The 15,703-nt window shown below is 35.3% G+C and carries 16 protein-coding genes and 1 tRNA gene; 7 read left to right on the top strand and 10 right to left on the bottom strand.

The annotated features are described in order from the left end of the window. Positions 1-88 precede the first annotated feature (88 nt). Both B0A67_RS11130 and B0A67_RS11135 read right to left on the bottom strand, forming a co-directional pair. Positions 89-166: transfer RNA gene (locus B0A67_RS11130), tRNA-Val, on the bottom strand. Between the two features lie 178 nt (positions 167-344). After that, positions 345-1,571 (bottom strand): bifunctional folylpolyglutamate synthase/dihydrofolate synthase, encoded by a 1,227-nt coding sequence (locus B0A67_RS11135; RefSeq protein ID WP_072960441.1) that lies wholly within the window; start codon positions 1,569-1,571, stop codon positions 345-347. Between the two features lie 131 nt (positions 1,572-1,702). Here B0A67_RS11135 and B0A67_RS11140 point away from each other — a divergent pair, with 131 nt between their 5' ends. Then, positions 1,703-2,398 (top strand): MotA/TolQ/ExbB proton channel family protein, encoded by a 696-nt coding sequence (locus B0A67_RS11140; RefSeq protein WP_072960444.1) that lies wholly within the window; start codon positions 1,703-1,705, stop codon positions 2,396-2,398. 3 nt (positions 2,399-2,401) lie between these two features. Then, positions 2,402-2,797: an ExbD/TolR family protein gene (locus B0A67_RS11145; RefSeq protein ID WP_026983008.1), complete on the top strand. Its 396-nt coding sequence runs from the start codon at positions 2,402-2,404 to the stop codon at positions 2,795-2,797. Between the two features lie 335 nt (positions 2,798-3,132). On the opposite strand, the gene B0A67_RS11150 is transcribed toward B0A67_RS11145, so the two are convergent. The 3 genes from B0A67_RS11150 to B0A67_RS11160 form a co-directional block, all read right to left on the bottom strand. Continuing rightward, positions 3,133-4,035 carry a hypothetical protein gene (locus B0A67_RS11150; RefSeq protein ID WP_072960447.1) on the bottom strand — a complete coding sequence of 301 codons (903 nt, stop codon included), beginning with the start codon at positions 4,033-4,035 and terminating at the stop codon, positions 3,133-3,135. A 292-nt stretch (positions 4,036-4,327) separates the two neighbouring features. After that, on the bottom strand, positions 4,328-5,554 hold the full coding sequence (locus B0A67_RS11155) for a Glu/Leu/Phe/Val dehydrogenase dimerization domain-containing protein (RefSeq protein WP_072960450.1): 1,227 nt from the start codon (positions 5,552-5,554) through the stop codon (positions 4,328-4,330). A 146-nt stretch (positions 5,555-5,700) separates the two neighbouring features. Further along, positions 5,701-6,276, bottom strand: coding sequence for a chalcone isomerase family protein (locus tag B0A67_RS11160; protein WP_072960453.1), 576 nt, complete (start codon positions 6,274-6,276; stop codon positions 5,701-5,703). 485 nt (positions 6,277-6,761) lie between these two features. On the opposite strand from B0A67_RS11160, the gene B0A67_RS11165 reads away from it, so the two are divergent. From B0A67_RS11165 to B0A67_RS11185, 5 genes are all read left to right on the top strand, one after another. Continuing rightward, positions 6,762-7,904, top strand: coding sequence for an acyl-CoA dehydrogenase (locus tag B0A67_RS11165; RefSeq protein WP_072960457.1), 1,143 nt, complete (start codon positions 6,762-6,764; stop codon positions 7,902-7,904). Between the two features lie 96 nt (positions 7,905-8,000). Further along, positions 8,001-8,681, top strand: a complete 681-nt coding sequence (locus B0A67_RS11170) for a Crp/Fnr family transcriptional regulator (RefSeq protein WP_072960460.1) — start codon at positions 8,001-8,003, stop codon at positions 8,679-8,681. A 213-nt stretch (positions 8,682-8,894) separates the two neighbouring features. Beyond that, entirely contained in the window at positions 8,895-9,872 is a 978-nt protein-coding gene (locus B0A67_RS11175) for a M20/M25/M40 family metallo-hydrolase (protein WP_072960462.1), read from the top strand. Positions 9,873-9,907: 35 nt separating this feature from the next. After that, positions 9,908-10,585 (top strand): SDR family NAD(P)-dependent oxidoreductase, encoded by a 678-nt coding sequence (locus B0A67_RS11180; protein ID WP_072960465.1) that lies wholly within the window; start codon positions 9,908-9,910, stop codon positions 10,583-10,585. A gap of 96 nt (positions 10,586-10,681) precedes the next feature. After that, positions 10,682-11,278: a SprT-like domain-containing protein gene (locus B0A67_RS11185; protein WP_072960468.1), complete on the top strand. Its 597-nt coding sequence runs from the start codon at positions 10,682-10,684 to the stop codon at positions 11,276-11,278. A gap of 103 nt (positions 11,279-11,381) precedes the next feature. Here B0A67_RS11185 and B0A67_RS11190 read toward each other — a convergent pair whose 3' ends face one another. The 5 genes from B0A67_RS11190 to B0A67_RS11210 form a co-directional block, all read right to left on the bottom strand. Beyond that, a complete protein-coding gene (locus tag B0A67_RS11190) occupies positions 11,382-12,143 on the bottom strand; it encodes an ABC transporter ATP-binding protein (protein WP_072960471.1) in 762 nt (253 codons plus the stop codon). Further along, a complete protein-coding gene (locus tag B0A67_RS11195; RefSeq protein WP_072960475.1) occupies positions 12,143-12,889 on the bottom strand; it encodes an MlaE family ABC transporter permease in 747 nt (248 codons plus the stop codon). The genes B0A67_RS11190 and B0A67_RS11195 overlap by 1 nt, the downstream gene beginning before the upstream one ends. Before the next feature lie 80 nt (positions 12,890-12,969). Next, a complete protein-coding gene (locus B0A67_RS11200) occupies positions 12,970-13,869 on the bottom strand; it encodes a glycosyltransferase (RefSeq protein WP_072960478.1) in 900 nt (299 codons plus the stop codon). Positions 13,870-13,890: 21 nt separating this feature from the next. Further along, positions 13,891-14,439 carry a methyltransferase gene (locus B0A67_RS11205; protein ID WP_072960481.1) on the bottom strand — a complete coding sequence of 183 codons (549 nt, stop codon included), beginning with the start codon at positions 14,437-14,439 and terminating at the stop codon, positions 13,891-13,893. Positions 14,440-14,606: 167 nt separating this feature from the next. Then, positions 14,607-15,665, bottom strand: coding sequence for a 3-oxoacyl-ACP synthase III family protein (locus B0A67_RS11210; RefSeq protein WP_072960484.1), 1,059 nt, complete (start codon positions 15,663-15,665; stop codon positions 14,607-14,609). Between the last annotated feature and the right edge of the window lie 38 nt (positions 15,666-15,703).

A 15,703-nucleotide genomic window follows, 5' to 3' on the forward strand; every position in this document is an offset into this window, starting at 1 on the left:
AGCTTTGCGTTTGATCCTTTTTGCGTTTGATTACTTTTGGATATCCTAATTAAACAAAAAAAAACTCCTTAATTTCTTAAGGAGTTTTTGGTGGGCGATGAGGGGTTCGAACCCCCGACCCCCTCGGTGTAAACGAGGTGCTCTGAACCAGCTGAGCTAATCGCCCTATTTTACTAGGTTGCTATCATTTGTGATTGCGAGTGCAAATATAAGGCACTTTTTCAGTTCTGCAAACAAAACAAGCTAAAAATTTAAAGTTTTTTTAAAGTTTTTTCTATCTCGTTGTAATTGAATTTATTATAAAGCAAGTTTGTTTAGTTTTTTTCATACAATTTGAAATCTTACTAATGTAATGGCAATTCGGCAACGACAAAAGTACTTCCGCCAACGTAGATAAAATCGTTCTGACCTGCATTTTGCCTGGCAGCAGCGAAAGCTTCGGCTACAGAATCGTATTTCTCACCAGATAAATCATATTTTTTAGCTGCTTCTTTCAGGATTTCAGTGTCTAAACCTCTTGACGAATCAGGTCGGCAGAAATAATATTGCGCATTTTTAGGAAAAAGAGGCAAAATAGAATCCAGGTCTTTGTCGTTTACAACTCCCAGAACAATATGTAGGTGGTCAAAAGTTTCTTTCTGGATTTGATTCATCACAACCGTCAATCCATGTTTGTTGTGTGCTGTGTCGCATATGATTTTAGGATTTTCTCCCAATTGCTGCCATCTTCCTTGTAAGCCCGTATTTTTTACCACTTTCAATAAACCAGATTTTAGACTTTCATCTGAAATTTTGAATTCATTCTGAGAATTCAAAACGGTAATCGTTTGTTGAACCGTTTTTTTATTATGAAATTGATAATCCCCAATTAAATCCGAAGGGAAAACTTCCTGAATTAAATCCGAGGCAAAATAGATTGGCGCTTTGTTTTCTTCGGCTTTGGCCACAAATACAGGCTGAGTTTCATTCGTATATTCACCAATAACAACGGGAACATTCGGTTTAATAATTCCCGCCTTTTCACCAGCAATTACTGCCGGAGTATTTCCCAAAAACTGAGTATGATCTAAATCGATGTTCGTAATAACCGAAACCAGAGGCGTGATAATATTCGTAGCGTCTAATCTTCCGCCAAGGCCCACTTCGATAATAGCGATATCCGTTTTTTCTGAAGCAAAATAATCAAAAGCCAAACCTACAGACATTTCGAAAAAGCTCATATCATTCGCTTCAAAAAAATCTTTGTGTTTGGCGACAAATTCACAAACAAAATCTTCTGAAATTTCTGCACCATTTATTTTAATTCTCTCTCTGAAATCCTTTAAATGAGGAGAAGTGTACAATCCAACATTATATCCAGCTTCCTGCAAAACCGAAGCAAGCATATGCGAAGTTGATCCTTTGCCATTCGTTCCCGCAACATGAATGCATTTTAACTCATTTTGAGGATTCCCAAGATGTGTCGCCAGTACTTTTATATTGGTCAGATCTTCTTTATAGGCCGAAGCTCCCTGAAGTTGATACATGGGTAGTTGATTAAACATCCAATTCGTAGTTTCCTGATAGTTCATGTATTTTGGATAAAATAGTTGTTGATTGAAATAATTTTCGATTTTTTTAGTTTTATATTACAGCGAAAATTATCTTTATTGCAAATTTCAAATATTTTTTAGAATTAATTATTAAAAACAAGAATTAATATATGTTTAGTTTTATTCAATTACAAACAGATACAATTGCAAATGCCGCATCTAACGTAGTTATCGAAAAAATTGCACCAAATACTGAAATCTCAGTTTTAGGATTTATCTTAAAAGGAGGTTTTTTCCTGATCCCTATCGCTATATTATTATTCTATACTTTTTACGTTATTATAGAACGTTATCTATATATTAGTAAAGCTTCGAAAATTGATGCAAGATTAATGCAGGATGTCGGAGATAAACTAAATGCCGGTAATATCGAATTGGCGAGAACTATTGTAGAAAGAAGTAATACCGCTGCCGGAAATATCTTAAAAGAAGGTGTTCTGGTAATTGGAAGACCAATTGCAGAAATTGAATCAAACATGGACCGTGCTGCCGATATCGAAATTGGTGAAATGGAAAGACGTTTAGGTCATCTTGGACTTATAGCAGGTATTGCACCAACTTTAGGTTTCATTGGGACAATTTCTGGGGTAATCAAAATTTTCTATAGCATATCTGTTACCGAGAATATTAGTATCGGAAATATTTCCGGAGGTTTATATGAAAAAATGATCAGCTCAGGTTCCGGGTTAATCGTGGGTATTATTGCCTATAGTGCTTACCATTTGCTGAACGGAAAAATTGATGATTTTGCTTTAAAAATCCAAAAACAAATATTAGAATTTGTCAATATAATTCAAAGATCATAAGGTATGTCTATTAAGAGAAAAAGAAGATTTCATGCCGAAGTGGCAACTTCATCCTTGAGCGATATTATGTTTTTCCTGCTGTTGTTTTTCCTTATTATCTCAACGCTTGCAAACCCTAATGTTATCAAAATGACTTTGCCAAAAGCGAAATCAAATGAAAAAACAAACAAGCAGCTGATCAGTTTATCAGTTACCGAAGATAAAAAGTTCTACATCGACAAAGAACCCGTAGATTTCGAAAATCTCGAAACTAGTCTGATGTCAAAAATAGGAGCAGACAAAGAACAAACCGTTGTAGTAAGAATTCCGTTCAATTTACAAGTACAGGATTTAGTCGATGTATTGCAAATAGGAGTGAAGAATAACCTAAAGTTTGTAATTGCGACAAGTCCGAAGTAAAAATAGCATTCGGGCGTGACCACAATAAAAAAATGGGCTAATCTGCATAACGTTGATTTGCCCATTTTTTTATTGCGGTCGGGCTATCCACTCCGCCGCGGCGGAGTGCTCCTATCCCTCACGCGGGAAAAAGAGAGTATAGAATAAAGAAGAAAGAAAATAGAAGAAAGAGTAAAGAGAATAGATTAAAGAAAAAGTAGCCATTGAGTATGTCATTGCGAAGATTTCTCCTGCATCAAATTGACAAAAAAAGCGAATAAAAAAGGCTTTCTGAAATAGTTCAGAAAGCCTTTTTTATGGTTATTTAAATTAGTGAAATCCGTGCAATTCGTTTCTTAATCCAAACTAAAATTGTAAATAATCTTACCAACTTGTTTTGCCGGAGCATCAGCATCAGCATCCCATTTGGTATTCATGGCAGCAATTTTTGCCTGATCCAGTAAACATCTTGCGGTGTTTGTCGTTCCTTTTATTCCCGGAGTCGCACTTATGGTTTTACCGCTTTGATCTACTGTAACTTCCACAACTACTCTCCCGGCTTCATTGCAAGTATATTTTGGTGCTGGTTTTGATAATGCTTTTCGGCCATTTAGATTATATCCTGATCCGCCGCCAGAACCACCGCCGCTTCCGGCTCCGTAACCGCTTCCTGTACCAACTCCATTTCCTGTGCCGTTTCCACCGCCAGTTCCGCCACCAGAACCTCCGGCGCCATAATATCCGTTAGAACCTAAACTTCCGCTAGCTTTTCCTTTATTTCCTGCTACTTTATCATCGCCATCGCCACCTTTATTCGATCCTTTCAGGATGCTGGATAACGCATCGTTGGTTGAGTTCGAAACTTTTGGTTTTTCGGGAACAGGTTTTGCTTCAGGTTTTACAACAGGAGTCGCTTTTTTAGGTTTCTCTTTTGTCGGAATTATTACGTCATTAGCATCGTCTTTTGTATTCTCCTGTGTTATGATTGCTTCGTCAGGAGTTGCTTTTGGAGGGGCTTGTTTCGTTTCGTTTTTTACATGCAGAACTTCACTTTTATAATTGGCTCCGGATCCTAAATCGCTGTCCCCAAAATTTACCGTAACGCCACCACCGCCACCGCCGGAAGCAAGTGCCGCGTTGTTTTCAGGATTATAGGGAGGCCAAAAGCGAATAAAAAACAAAAGCAGCAACAAAACAGCGTAAATAGCTGTAGATATTAATAAAGATTTCTTTTTGTCCGAAGAATCTGTAAAAGTCATTTTAATTCTGAGTTTTGTAATAGTATTTAATAAAAACGTTTAAAAGTAGTAAAAATTGTTTAGAATCAAAGGCTGAGTTAGATTTTATAGGTTGCCGTTTTTTGCACGCAGATTTCGCAGATTTAAGCAGATTTTAATTTTAAAATAGATCTGTATAAATCTGCTAACATATATTTTAAATCTGTGTGAAAAATTAATCGCAAAGTGAGAAATCTTTTAAATCCTATTAATCTGTGGCAAAAAAAAACGAGCTAATTTATTTAGCTCGTTTTCGAATTGAAGTATAAAAAAATTATACTAATTGTTTCAATGCAATCTCAAAAGCAGTTGCACTAATATTTGTTTTTGATGGATTTAAAGCATGAGCTTTTACAATCGCATTTTTTATAGTTTCTGAGGTATCATTGAAAATAGCTTCATCGGTCATTTGCACTTTTTTCTCCATAAAATAAGCAAAAACCCTTGCCATTCCACAGTTCGAAATAAAATCAGGAATCAAGCTCACTTTGTGATCTACTTCTTCCATAATAGAACCAAAGAAAATTTCCTTATCAGCAAAAGGAACATTCGCACCACAAGAAATAACTTCTAATCCGTTTGCAATTAAGCTGTCAATTTGAGTTTGTTGTACCAATCTTGACGCTGCACAAGGCGTGAAAATTTCAGCACCAATAGTCCATATTTTAGCGTTGATTTCTTCAAACGGAATCATGTTGTCAGCCACCAGTTTGTTTCCGTCTTTATTCAAAAATAAAGTTCTGATTTCTTCAAAAGAAAATCCGTCTTCTTTGATTAATCCACCATCGCGGTCGATAATTCCGATAACTTTTGCACCCATTTCAGCTAAGTAAAAAGCAGCTGCAGACCCTACATTTCCAAAACCCTGTACGATTGCTTTTTTACCTTTTATGTCTCCGCCGTATGTTGCGTAGTAATGACGAACTGCTTCAGCAACGCCATAACCCGTAATCATATCGGCAACCGTATATTTTCTGGTTACATCGGGAGAAAATTTAGGGTTTTCGATCACCTTAATTACACCCTGACGTAACTGGCCAATTCTATTAATTTTATCTGCTTCGGTTGGCTTAAAGTGTCCGTTGAAAACACCTTCCTGCGGATGCCATACACCACATTCTTCCGTCATTGGGATTACTTCGTGAATTTCATCCACATTCAAATCTCCGCCGGTTCCGTAGTAGCTTTTTAGTAAAGGCGAAACTGCTTTATACCAACGCTGTAAAACACCTTTTTTACGAGGATCATTCGGATCAAAATTAATTCCGGATTTTGCGCCTCCAATTGCAGGTCCCGAAACCGAAAATTTCACTTCCATCGTTTTGGCCAATGATAAAACTTCATTCATATCCAAGCCTTTTCTCATTCTGGTTCCTCCACCTGCAGCTCCTCCACGAAGTGAATTAATAACAGTCCAACCTTCAGCTTCTGTTTCAGAATCTTTCCAGTTAAAAACAATTTCAGGTGCTTTATTTTCAAATTGCTGTAATAAATCTTTCATTTTGTTGAGATATGTTTAGTTTGCGTAAAAGTATAAAATAGAATAATGCGAATAATGTATTCTGTTACAATTTTAACAAACAAAAAAAAGAAAGCCGAAAACTATGCGTTTTCGGCTTTAGTATTCTATAAAATTTAGTAGAATTTTTATATTCCTAATAAATGTTTTTTCAGTGTTTCGTCTACGGGTTTGTTAGAGAGCCAGATTCCGAATAATGCTTTTTTGAAATCAAATCCGGGTATTTTTCCTTTTAATACGTTATTTTTATAAACATTGGTAGTCTGATCAAGTGGATTATATCCTAAAATAAATACATCTTTTTCTGTTATAGCATCGCTCAAAAAGGTTTTAAACTCTTCTATTCTTGGTCGCAATTCCTGGAGATTGCTTCCTGCTGATTTTTCGAAACCGGCATTCATGGCTTTCGTTAACTTATTTGATGAAACCATAGAGGAGGTAATTTCGATTCGGATTGCCATTTCAGTATCGCTGTCAATAATAAATTCAGGGTCCTGACTTAACTGCGATAAATATAAAGCCTGAACATAAACTTCGAGCCACATTTTAGATCTTCCGCCGGCTCCGTTAAGTTGTAAACTTTTGTTTTGAAATTCAATTTTTCGGGGAACCGTCACACCATTTACTTCGAGTTGTGTTTGAGCAGAAACGGTCGAAAATTGTATGCTTAAAAAGAGTGTCAGTAAAAGTGTAATCTTTTTCATGTGGTATCATTTTGGTTTTTTTTGGGTAAAAATAATAGTAATTCTTTAATAAAACCTCTAAAATACAGATGTTTTTTTATCCTCGATTTTGATTTTTTTTAGCGTATTGTATTAGCAATCAAATTAGTAAGAGTAGTTTTACGTACTTTTACCTGTTTTAGGAATTATGCCATCTTTTAGGGGCATAAACCAGCTGTAACTTTAAGTTTTAAATCATTATTGGCTGTTTTTATATTCTTAAATTTTGCAGAAAACGTTGCAAACTTATCGTCAGTATTGCTAAATTTCGTAATAATTACGAAAACGATATCGTAATTATTGCTGATCTCTTAAAATTATATGCATGCATTGTTAATTTCACATTTAAAAATTATCTTTGAAAGCCTTTCTCAAGGAAATAAAACAATTCAAAAAACAAAAACAACCTTCGTCTAAACGGGAAAATTCTGAAATTTGGTTTAGGAGAATAATAAAATAATAGAACTATGGATTTCAATCTTACCGAAGAACATTTAATGATTCAGCAAGCCGCCAGAGATTTTGCTCAAAACGAATTATTGCCAGGTGTCATTGAACGTGACGAGAAACAAATTTTTCCGACGGAGCAAGTAAAAAAAATGGGGCAATTAGGGTTCATGGGAATGATGGTTGATCCTAAATACGGAGGAAGTGGTCTGGATGCGATTTCGTATGTAATTGCTATGGAAGAAATTTCGAAAGTAGATGCATCGGCTTCTGTAGTAATGTCTGTAAACAACTCTTTAGTTTGTTGGGGTTTACAGGAATTTGGAACTGAAGAACAAAAACAAAAATATTTACCGGGTTTAGCATCCGGAGAAATTCATGGAGCATTTTGCTTAAGCGAGCCGGAAGCCGGAAGTGATGCGACTTCGCAAAAAACTACTGCGGTTGATATGGGAGATCACTATATCGTAAACGGAACAAAAAACTGGATTACAAACGGGAATACAGCATCAGTTTATTTGGTTATTGCGCAAACGCATCCGGAATTAAAGCACAAAGGAATTAATGCTTTGATTATGACCAAAGATATGCCTGGTTTTTCTATTGGCCCAAAAGAGCAAAAAATGGGAATTCGTGGTTCTGATACGCACTCTTTAATGTTTAGTGATGTAAAAGTTCCTAAGGAAAACAGGATTGGAGAAGATGGTTTCGGATTTAAATTTGCGATGAAAACCCTTGCAGGCGGCCGTATCGGGATTGCATCTCAGGCGTTAGGAATCGCCTCGGGAGCATACGAACTGGCTTTGAAATATTCGAAAGAGCGTAAAGCTTTTGGAACGGAGATTTGCAACCATCAGGCAATTGCTTTTAAATTGGCAGATATGGCGGTAAACATCGAAGCAGCACGCCATTTATGTATGAAAGCAGCCTGGGACAAAGACCAGCATAAAAATTATGATGTGAGTGGGGCAATGGCAAAATTGTTTGCTTCGCAAGTAGCAATGGACACTGCTGTTGAAGCCGTTCAGATTCACGGAGGAAACGGATATGTAAAAGAATATCATGTAGAGCGTTTTATGCGTGATGCAAAAATTACTCAGATTTACGAAGGGACTTCTGAAATTCAGAAAATTGTAATTTCTAGATCTGTTATCGCAGGATAAATTTTGAGATAGATTTAATAAAAACCCTTTCAGACTTATGAGTCTGAAAGGGTTTTTGCTTTTTTTAATTGGTTACTTTTACCTAAAGATTTTTTTATGTACGAAGATTTAAAATACTGGTATTTACGGGATCATAAGCTGTTTAAAACGTTGAGTTATGCTCAGATCAAACAATTGTGTATTATTACAGGTTTTAAAAAAGCGTCGAAAGGAGAGATTATTTATTTTTCTGCTTCAGATCTGCCACGTATATTTTTACTTAAAAAAGGAAATATCAAAATTGTTGCGATTGACGATGATGGTAACGAAACAATCAAAGATATTATTCAGAAAGGGGATTTGTTTGGCGAATTGACTTTAGAAACAGATCATAATAACGAAGAATATGCAAAAGTCCTTTCAGATGATGTTGCAATTTGTAGTTTTTTGATGTCGGATTTTGAAGATCTATTGCTTAGAAATCCAACATTGGCACTTTCTTATACCAAGCTTGTGGGTTTAAAAATGAAAAGCACCAAAAATAGTTATGCCAATTTAATTTCTAAAGATGCCAGAACACGGCTGTATTTGTTTCTTAAAGACTGGGCAGAAAAGGAAGGCGAACGAACTGGAAATACAGTAAGGCTCGAAAACTATTTAACACAAACTGATATTGCCCAAATGATTTGTACGTCAAGGCAAACCGCAACACAATTATTGAATGAAATGGAAGCTAATAATCTTTTAGTGTACAACAGAAAAGAAATTGTTATTCATGATATTACCAAAATACAATAGTTGAATAACTAATTGTAAAGGACTGTTGCAGTAGCAATAAAGTTAAAATAGTATTATATTGCAGGAACTTTGATGGATGTTTTTTTAATTCTCAGGGTTGATAATGCCATTTTATTGTTTTAGAAATTATTCACCTGTTTAAAGTGTGAAAGAAATATTTTAAACCTTCTTCTTTAGAAATTTAAGTTCTAAAGTCAGATCAAATCTTTTTTTATGAAAAAACTGTATTTTCTTCTTCCGTTTGTTTTTTTGGCCTGTAAATCGAATCCGTCAACAGTTAGCGAAAAAGCTTCAAAGGCAATTTCGAAACCACTTGAGATTACTTATAAAGTAAATGAGACAGAGGTTTCGGATTTCTTAAAATATCTGTCTTCAGATGAATTGGAAGGCCGTGAAACGGGAACAAAAGGAATTGAAAAAGCAGCAGTGTTTTTAGAAGATTTTTTTAAGAAAAATAATGTAAAACCTTATTTTTCTACATACCGCGATACGTTGACTAACTTTAAGTCACCGGCATATAATATTGTTGGAGTCTTAGAAGGAACAGATCCTGAACTGAAAAAGGAATTTGTGGTTCTGAGTGCGCATTACGACCATATTGGTTTAGAGAAAAAAGAACAGGCAGACATTATCAATAACGGCGCAAATGACGATGCGTCCGGAGTCACGGCGGTGGCACAAATGGCAAAATATTTTAGTGAAACCAAATCAAATAAGCGCAGTATTCTTTTTGTCTTTTTTGCGGGAGAAGAAAAAGGTTTGCTGGGATCTAAAAGTTTGGTGCAAAAGCTTAAAAAACAAAACTTCAATTTATACACGCAACTTAATATCGAGATGATTGGTGTGCCAATGAAACGTGATTACCTTGCTTATATTACAGGTTTTGATAAATCGAATATGGCCGAAAAAATAAATGAATATACAGGGAAAAAGACCATAGGTTTTTTGCCAAAGGAAGCCGAATATCAACTGTTCTTCAGATCTGATAATTACCCGTTTTTTGAAGTTTTTGGGAAACCATGTCAATCGATAAGTACTTTTGATTTTGAGAACTTTGATTTTTATCACCATGTTTCTGATGAATTTAAACTGATGGACATTCCGCACATGACTGCTTTTATTCAGGAGTTTTTGCCTGCAGTGACTAAAGTTACGACTTCGACAACAGAAGAAATTACAATGAATAAATAATCACTCTTTTTACTTGATTTGCTTATTTTTGCTTTATGAAAAATATTATTGTTACCGGAACCAGTAGAGGAATTGGTTACGAATTAGCATTGCAATTTGCCAATGCCGGAAATCAGGTTTTAGCTATTTCCAGAAAAATACCTCAAGCACTTTTAGAACATCAAAATGTTACTTGTCTCTCAGTTGATTTATCAGATGAAACTGCGTTGAAGGAAGTAGATAGTTTTCTTTCTTCGACCTGGAAAAAAGTAGATGCTGTAGTTCATAATGCAGGCGCTTTATTATTGAAGCCTTTTTCAGAAACCACTCAGGCTGATTTTGAAAGTATTTATAAAGTGAATGTTTTTGCTGTAGCGAATCTTACCCGAATTTGTTTGCCTTATCTCCAAAAAGGAAGTCATGTTGTTACAATTAGTTCAATAGGCGGCGTAAGAGGAAGTCTTAAATTCGCCGGATTAGCAGCTTATAGTTCAAGCAAAGGTGCGGTAATTACTTTAACAGAATTATTAGCTGAAGAATATAAAGAACGGGGGATTTCGTTTAATGTCCTGGCTCTGGGTTCAGTCCAGACAGAAATGCTTAATGAAGCTTTTCCGGGATATCAGGCACCAATTTCTGCTGAAGGAATGGCAACTTACATTTATGATTTTACATTAAATGGAAATAAATATTTTAACGGGAAAGTATTGGAAGTTTCTTCTACAAATCCTTAAATTTTTATATATTATTAATTGTCAGGCTGAGCGGAGTCGAAGCCATTTTGCTATTTCATTTGATTTAAAAAACATACTTCATAACTCATAATTATTGTGATCGAAACATTAGCCAGATATATCCCGGAACATGCTGTAAAGCCTGTCTTTGATTTGATTGTTGCCAATCAGGTGCATCTTAAAATCGTAAATGAGCGCCAAACGCGCCATGGTGATTATAGAAGAGGACCAAGTGGTAAACATGAAATTACGGTAAATGCCAGTTTAAATAAATATCGTTTTTTGATTACGCTTATTCATGAAATTTCACATCTGGTAGCATTTGAGAAGTTTGGCCGGCAAATAAAACCTCACGGTAATGAATGGAAACATACCTTTCAGCGTATGATGATTCCTTTTATACGTCCGGAGATTTTCCCGGGGCAATTATTACCGCTGTTAGCGAGGCATTTTAAGAATCCCTCTGCAAGCAGTGATACCGATACTACTTTGTCTCTCGCTTTAAAGCAATTCGATGCGCAAAACGATAAAAACTATGTTTTTGAAATTCCCTATGGAAGTATATTCAGAATTAAAAACGGTAAAGTATTCAAGAAATTAGCCGTTAGAACGAAGCGATTCGAATGCATTGAAATAAGTTCTGGAAGAACGTATCTTTTTAATCCAAATGCTGAAGTTGAGGTTATAAATTAAATTCCAAATTCCAACTCCGCACGAAAACTCAAAAAAAATCCAAATTCCAATACTGATACGCAGTTGGAATTTGGAATTTTTTTTATTGGAATTTAAAAGGGTTTTAACCTTTAAGATATGCTTCTCTCACTTTTTTAAACAGGTTCGAAGAGTAAACAAACTTCACAATGTCTTTGTTGTCTGTTCTGAAAATTTCTTCTTTGGTTCCCTGCCACGCTTTTACTCCTTTTTTCAGGAAAACAATGTTTTCTCCAATTTCCATTACCGAGTTCATATCGTGCGTATTGATTACGGTGGTGATATTATATTCTTCGGTAATTTCTTTAATCAGATTGTCAATCAAAGTCGAGGTGTTGGGATCTAAACCTGAGTTGGGTTCATCGCAAAACAAATATTTAGGATTGTTTACAATCGCGCGGGCAATCGCCACACGTTTTTGCATACCTCCGGAAATTTCAGAAGGCAGTTTTTTATGGGCATCGACAAGATTTACTCTTTCCAGAACAAAATCAACACGTTCCTGGATTTTTGCTTTATTGTCGTTGGTGAACATTTTTAGGGGAAAAGCAACATTTTCTTCAACAGTCATTGAGTCAAATAAAGCACTTCCCTGAAAAACCATTCCAATTTCAGTTCTTAATTCTCGTTTTTCGTCTGGGTTTAATTCAGAATAAACTCTTCCGTCAAACTCAATTGTTCCTGAATCTGGAGTATGAATTCCTAGTAGGCTTTTTAATAAAACAGTTTTCCCGGATCCACTTTGGCCAATAATTAAGTTGGTTTTCCCAGTTTCAAAAACAGTTGAAATTCCTTTTAAAACTTTACTGTCGCCAAATGATTTTTCTAAATTTTTTACTTCTATCATTATCCTAATAATAATTGAGTTAATATATAATTAAAAAGAATAATACAAACAGATGTCCAGACAAAGGATACCGTACTTGCTTTACCCACTTCTAATGCGCCACCTTTCATGTAATATCCGTGAAAAGATGGAATTGTAGCTAATAACATTGCAAAAATTAAAGTTTTAATGAAGGCATATGTAATATGAAAAGGAATAAATTCCATTTGAGCACCCTGAATAAAATCTTCACTAGTTGAAAATCCTCCGTAGGCACAAGCAAGCCATCCACCAAAAATCCCCAGGAACATACTAATTCCAATTACAAAAGGATACATTAACAGGGCTACTATTTTTGGGAAAACAAGATAGTTTAATGAATTAACACCCATAACTTCTAAGGCATCAATTTGTTCCGTAACACGCATTGTTCCGATACTGGAAGTGATGTAAGATCCCATTTTTCCGGCCATAATTACCGAAATAAAAGTAGGGGCAAACTCCAATATCACAGATTGACGTGTAGCAAAACCAATTAAATATTTTGGAATTAATGGATTAGTTAAGTTTAACGCAGTTTGAATGGCAACAACTCCTCCAATAAAAAAAGAGATAAAACAAACAATACCAAGAGAGTCGATTATTAAATCGTCGATTTCTTTAAAAATCAATTTTTTCATCACAGACCATTTCGTCTGTTTGTTAAAAATTTCTTTCAGCATTAAAAAATATCTTCCTAGTTGAGATATATAACGAATTAGCATCATAATTTTTGAAATATTGGCTAAGGTAAAAAGAAGTTATGAGTTTTGGATCATGAGTTAAGCATTTTCGGTTGTTTTCCGAATTAGATTAACTTTTGTTTCATTTTTTGAAAACGATAATTTCTTATAAATTTAGCTTGTTCAGGTGTAACTAATAATGGTGTTTTGGCTTTTTTCGCTTTCCAGAACCCTCTTATATAGTCTAAAAATAAAAATGGTTTTTTCTTCATCATCGCCAGTTTTGCCGATGCAATTGCGGTAATCCAAAAACCGTATCCTAAAGTATAAAAAGCTTCTCCTTGTTTGTAACGAGCTGTTTTGTTGTAGTTTGCACCCGTTGGTTTAAGGTGTTTTACGTGCAAAGATTCATCGGTAACGATTTTCCAGTCATAATATTTACATAGTAATTCGTCTACTGTGTCCCAGCCCATAGCAGGTCTTAAACCTCCAATTTGTTGGTAAGTTGCTTTGCGGTATGCTTTTAATGCACCACGAATATGATCTTTATCGGTTAGGTTTTCTAAAATCCAGTCGCCATTTTTTTCGATGTAACAAAATCCGCCGACCATTCCAATTTTAGGATCAGATTCAAAATGCTTGATTATAGTTTCGAAATAATTAGTGGGGAAAATTAAATCACCGTCTATTTTTACAATAATATCATAATCAGAATCTAATGTTTCAAAACCTTTTTGGAAAGCCTGAATCACTTTACTTCCCGGCATATGAATTGCATCTGAAGTTTTATTTACAACAGAAATATACGGATTGTCCTTGGCAAAACCCAAAACAACTTCTTCTGTTTTATCAGTCGAATTGTCATTTACAACCACAATTTTTGAAGGCAAAACGGTTTGCGATACCAAAGATTGCAAAGTCAGGCCAATAAGATCTTGTTCGTTGTGGGCGGGAATAACGATGTAGTAAGCCCCCCAACCCCCAAAGGGGGAGCTTGATGAATTTTGTGAATCTGAATTCTTCATTTTGTAAAATTTGTTCGAAAACTATTTTATTCCCCCTTTGGGGGTTAGGGGGCTTCTCTCCGCTACAATAATATAATACCTAGGAGTAAAATATCTTAGCAATGGTCTGAAACCAAACTTTTTTACCGGATGTGTAAATTTTTGGCGATCGGTTATTTTCCAGCCTGTTTTTTCTAAAAGCCAGTCTAATTGCCAGTCTTCAAATTCATGGTAATGTCTGTCCCACATATCTGTTTTAGAACGATATGCCGGAGAAAACCATAAACGCAACGGAATTGAAATTAACAATTTGTCACATTTTACATTTTCAAGAATCGTGTACGGATTTAGCAAATGTTCAAAAATTTCGAATGCAGTAAAAACAGTATATTCTTCGGTTTGCAAAGCCGTTTGATCGTTGTCTAAATCTTCGCCTTTGGTATTTTTTACAGTATAACCGTTTTCTTCCATTATTTTAGAAAATGGATTGGGTACACCAAAATCAAAAATAGTTTCTGATGTTGTAACGTGTTTTTGTAAAAACTCTAAGGTAAGTTTGAATCTTTTATTCGGAAACGTTTTTTCGTACATAGTCGTTGCGAGGAACGAAACAAGCTCTCGTTCTTGATTTTATAATTAGGTCGCAAATATACTAAAAAGTCCGCATTTTAGAATGCGGACTTTTTTTAAGTTTTCAGTCTCAGTTTTCAGTCTCAGTATTCAGAAGCTGAAAACTGTGACTGCGACTGTAAACTAATTTAGTATCGGTAAACAAATGCATTCACATTCATTCCTGCTCCAACTGAAGCAAAAATAACAACATCGCCTTTGTTGATTTCGTGATTTTCTAATTTGCCCTGAATCAATAAGTCAAATAAAGTAGGTACAGTTGCAACGCTGCTGTTTCCTAAGTCATGAATACTCATTGGCATAATATCTTTAGGTGCAGTTTTATCGTACAGTTTGTAAAAACGTGCAATAATCGCCTCATCCATTTTTTCGTTGGCCTGATGAATAAGGATTTTCTTTACTTCATCAATACCGATTCCGCTTTTGTCTAAACAGCTTTTCATGGCGCAAGGAACCTGGCTTAAAGCAAATTCGTAAATCTTACGACCGTACATTTTGATGTATTTAATATCCGGATCTAAATCTGGATTGTATGATTTTCCGAAGTATAAATAATTGGCTTCATCATTTGCAAAAGTAGCACTTTCGTAAGATAATAATCCAGATTCGTCATCAGATGCTTCTAAAATAGAAGCGCCGGCACCATCAGAATAAATCATCGAATCACGATCATGATCGTCCACAACTCTTGATAAGGTTTCGGCACCAATAACCAAAACACGTTTTGCCATTCCGGATTTAATGAATGCATTGGCCTGCAAAACACCTTCGATCCAGCCCGGACATCCAAAAAGAATATCGTAAGCGACACATTTAGGATTTTTGATGTCCAGTTTGTTTTTAACACGGGTTGCCAGACTTGGCAAAATATCAGATTGATTTGTTCCGGATTTTACATCGCCAAAATTGTGGGCAAAAATAATGTAATCTAATGTTTCCCGATCGATATTAGCGTTTGCAAGAGCTCTTTCGGCAGCGAAAAAAGCTAAATCAGATGAGGTATGTTGATCTTCGGCATAACGACGGTTTTCGATTCCGGTGATACCTTTAAATTTTTTAATTACAACTTCGTTAGGGTAAGCAAAAGGAGTTCCGTCTTCGTTTAGAAACACATGATCACCAAAGTCAGTGTTGCTTACTTCTTTATTTGGAATATAACTTCCTATACCTATTATTTTTATTTTCATTATTCCTTAATTAGCCAATAAATTTATGGCTAAATTAT

The sequence above is a fragment of the Flavobacterium aquidurense genome (assembly GCF_002217195.1).
GTDB classification, from domain to species: domain Bacteria; phylum Bacteroidota; class Bacteroidia; order Flavobacteriales; family Flavobacteriaceae; genus Flavobacterium; species Flavobacterium frigidimaris.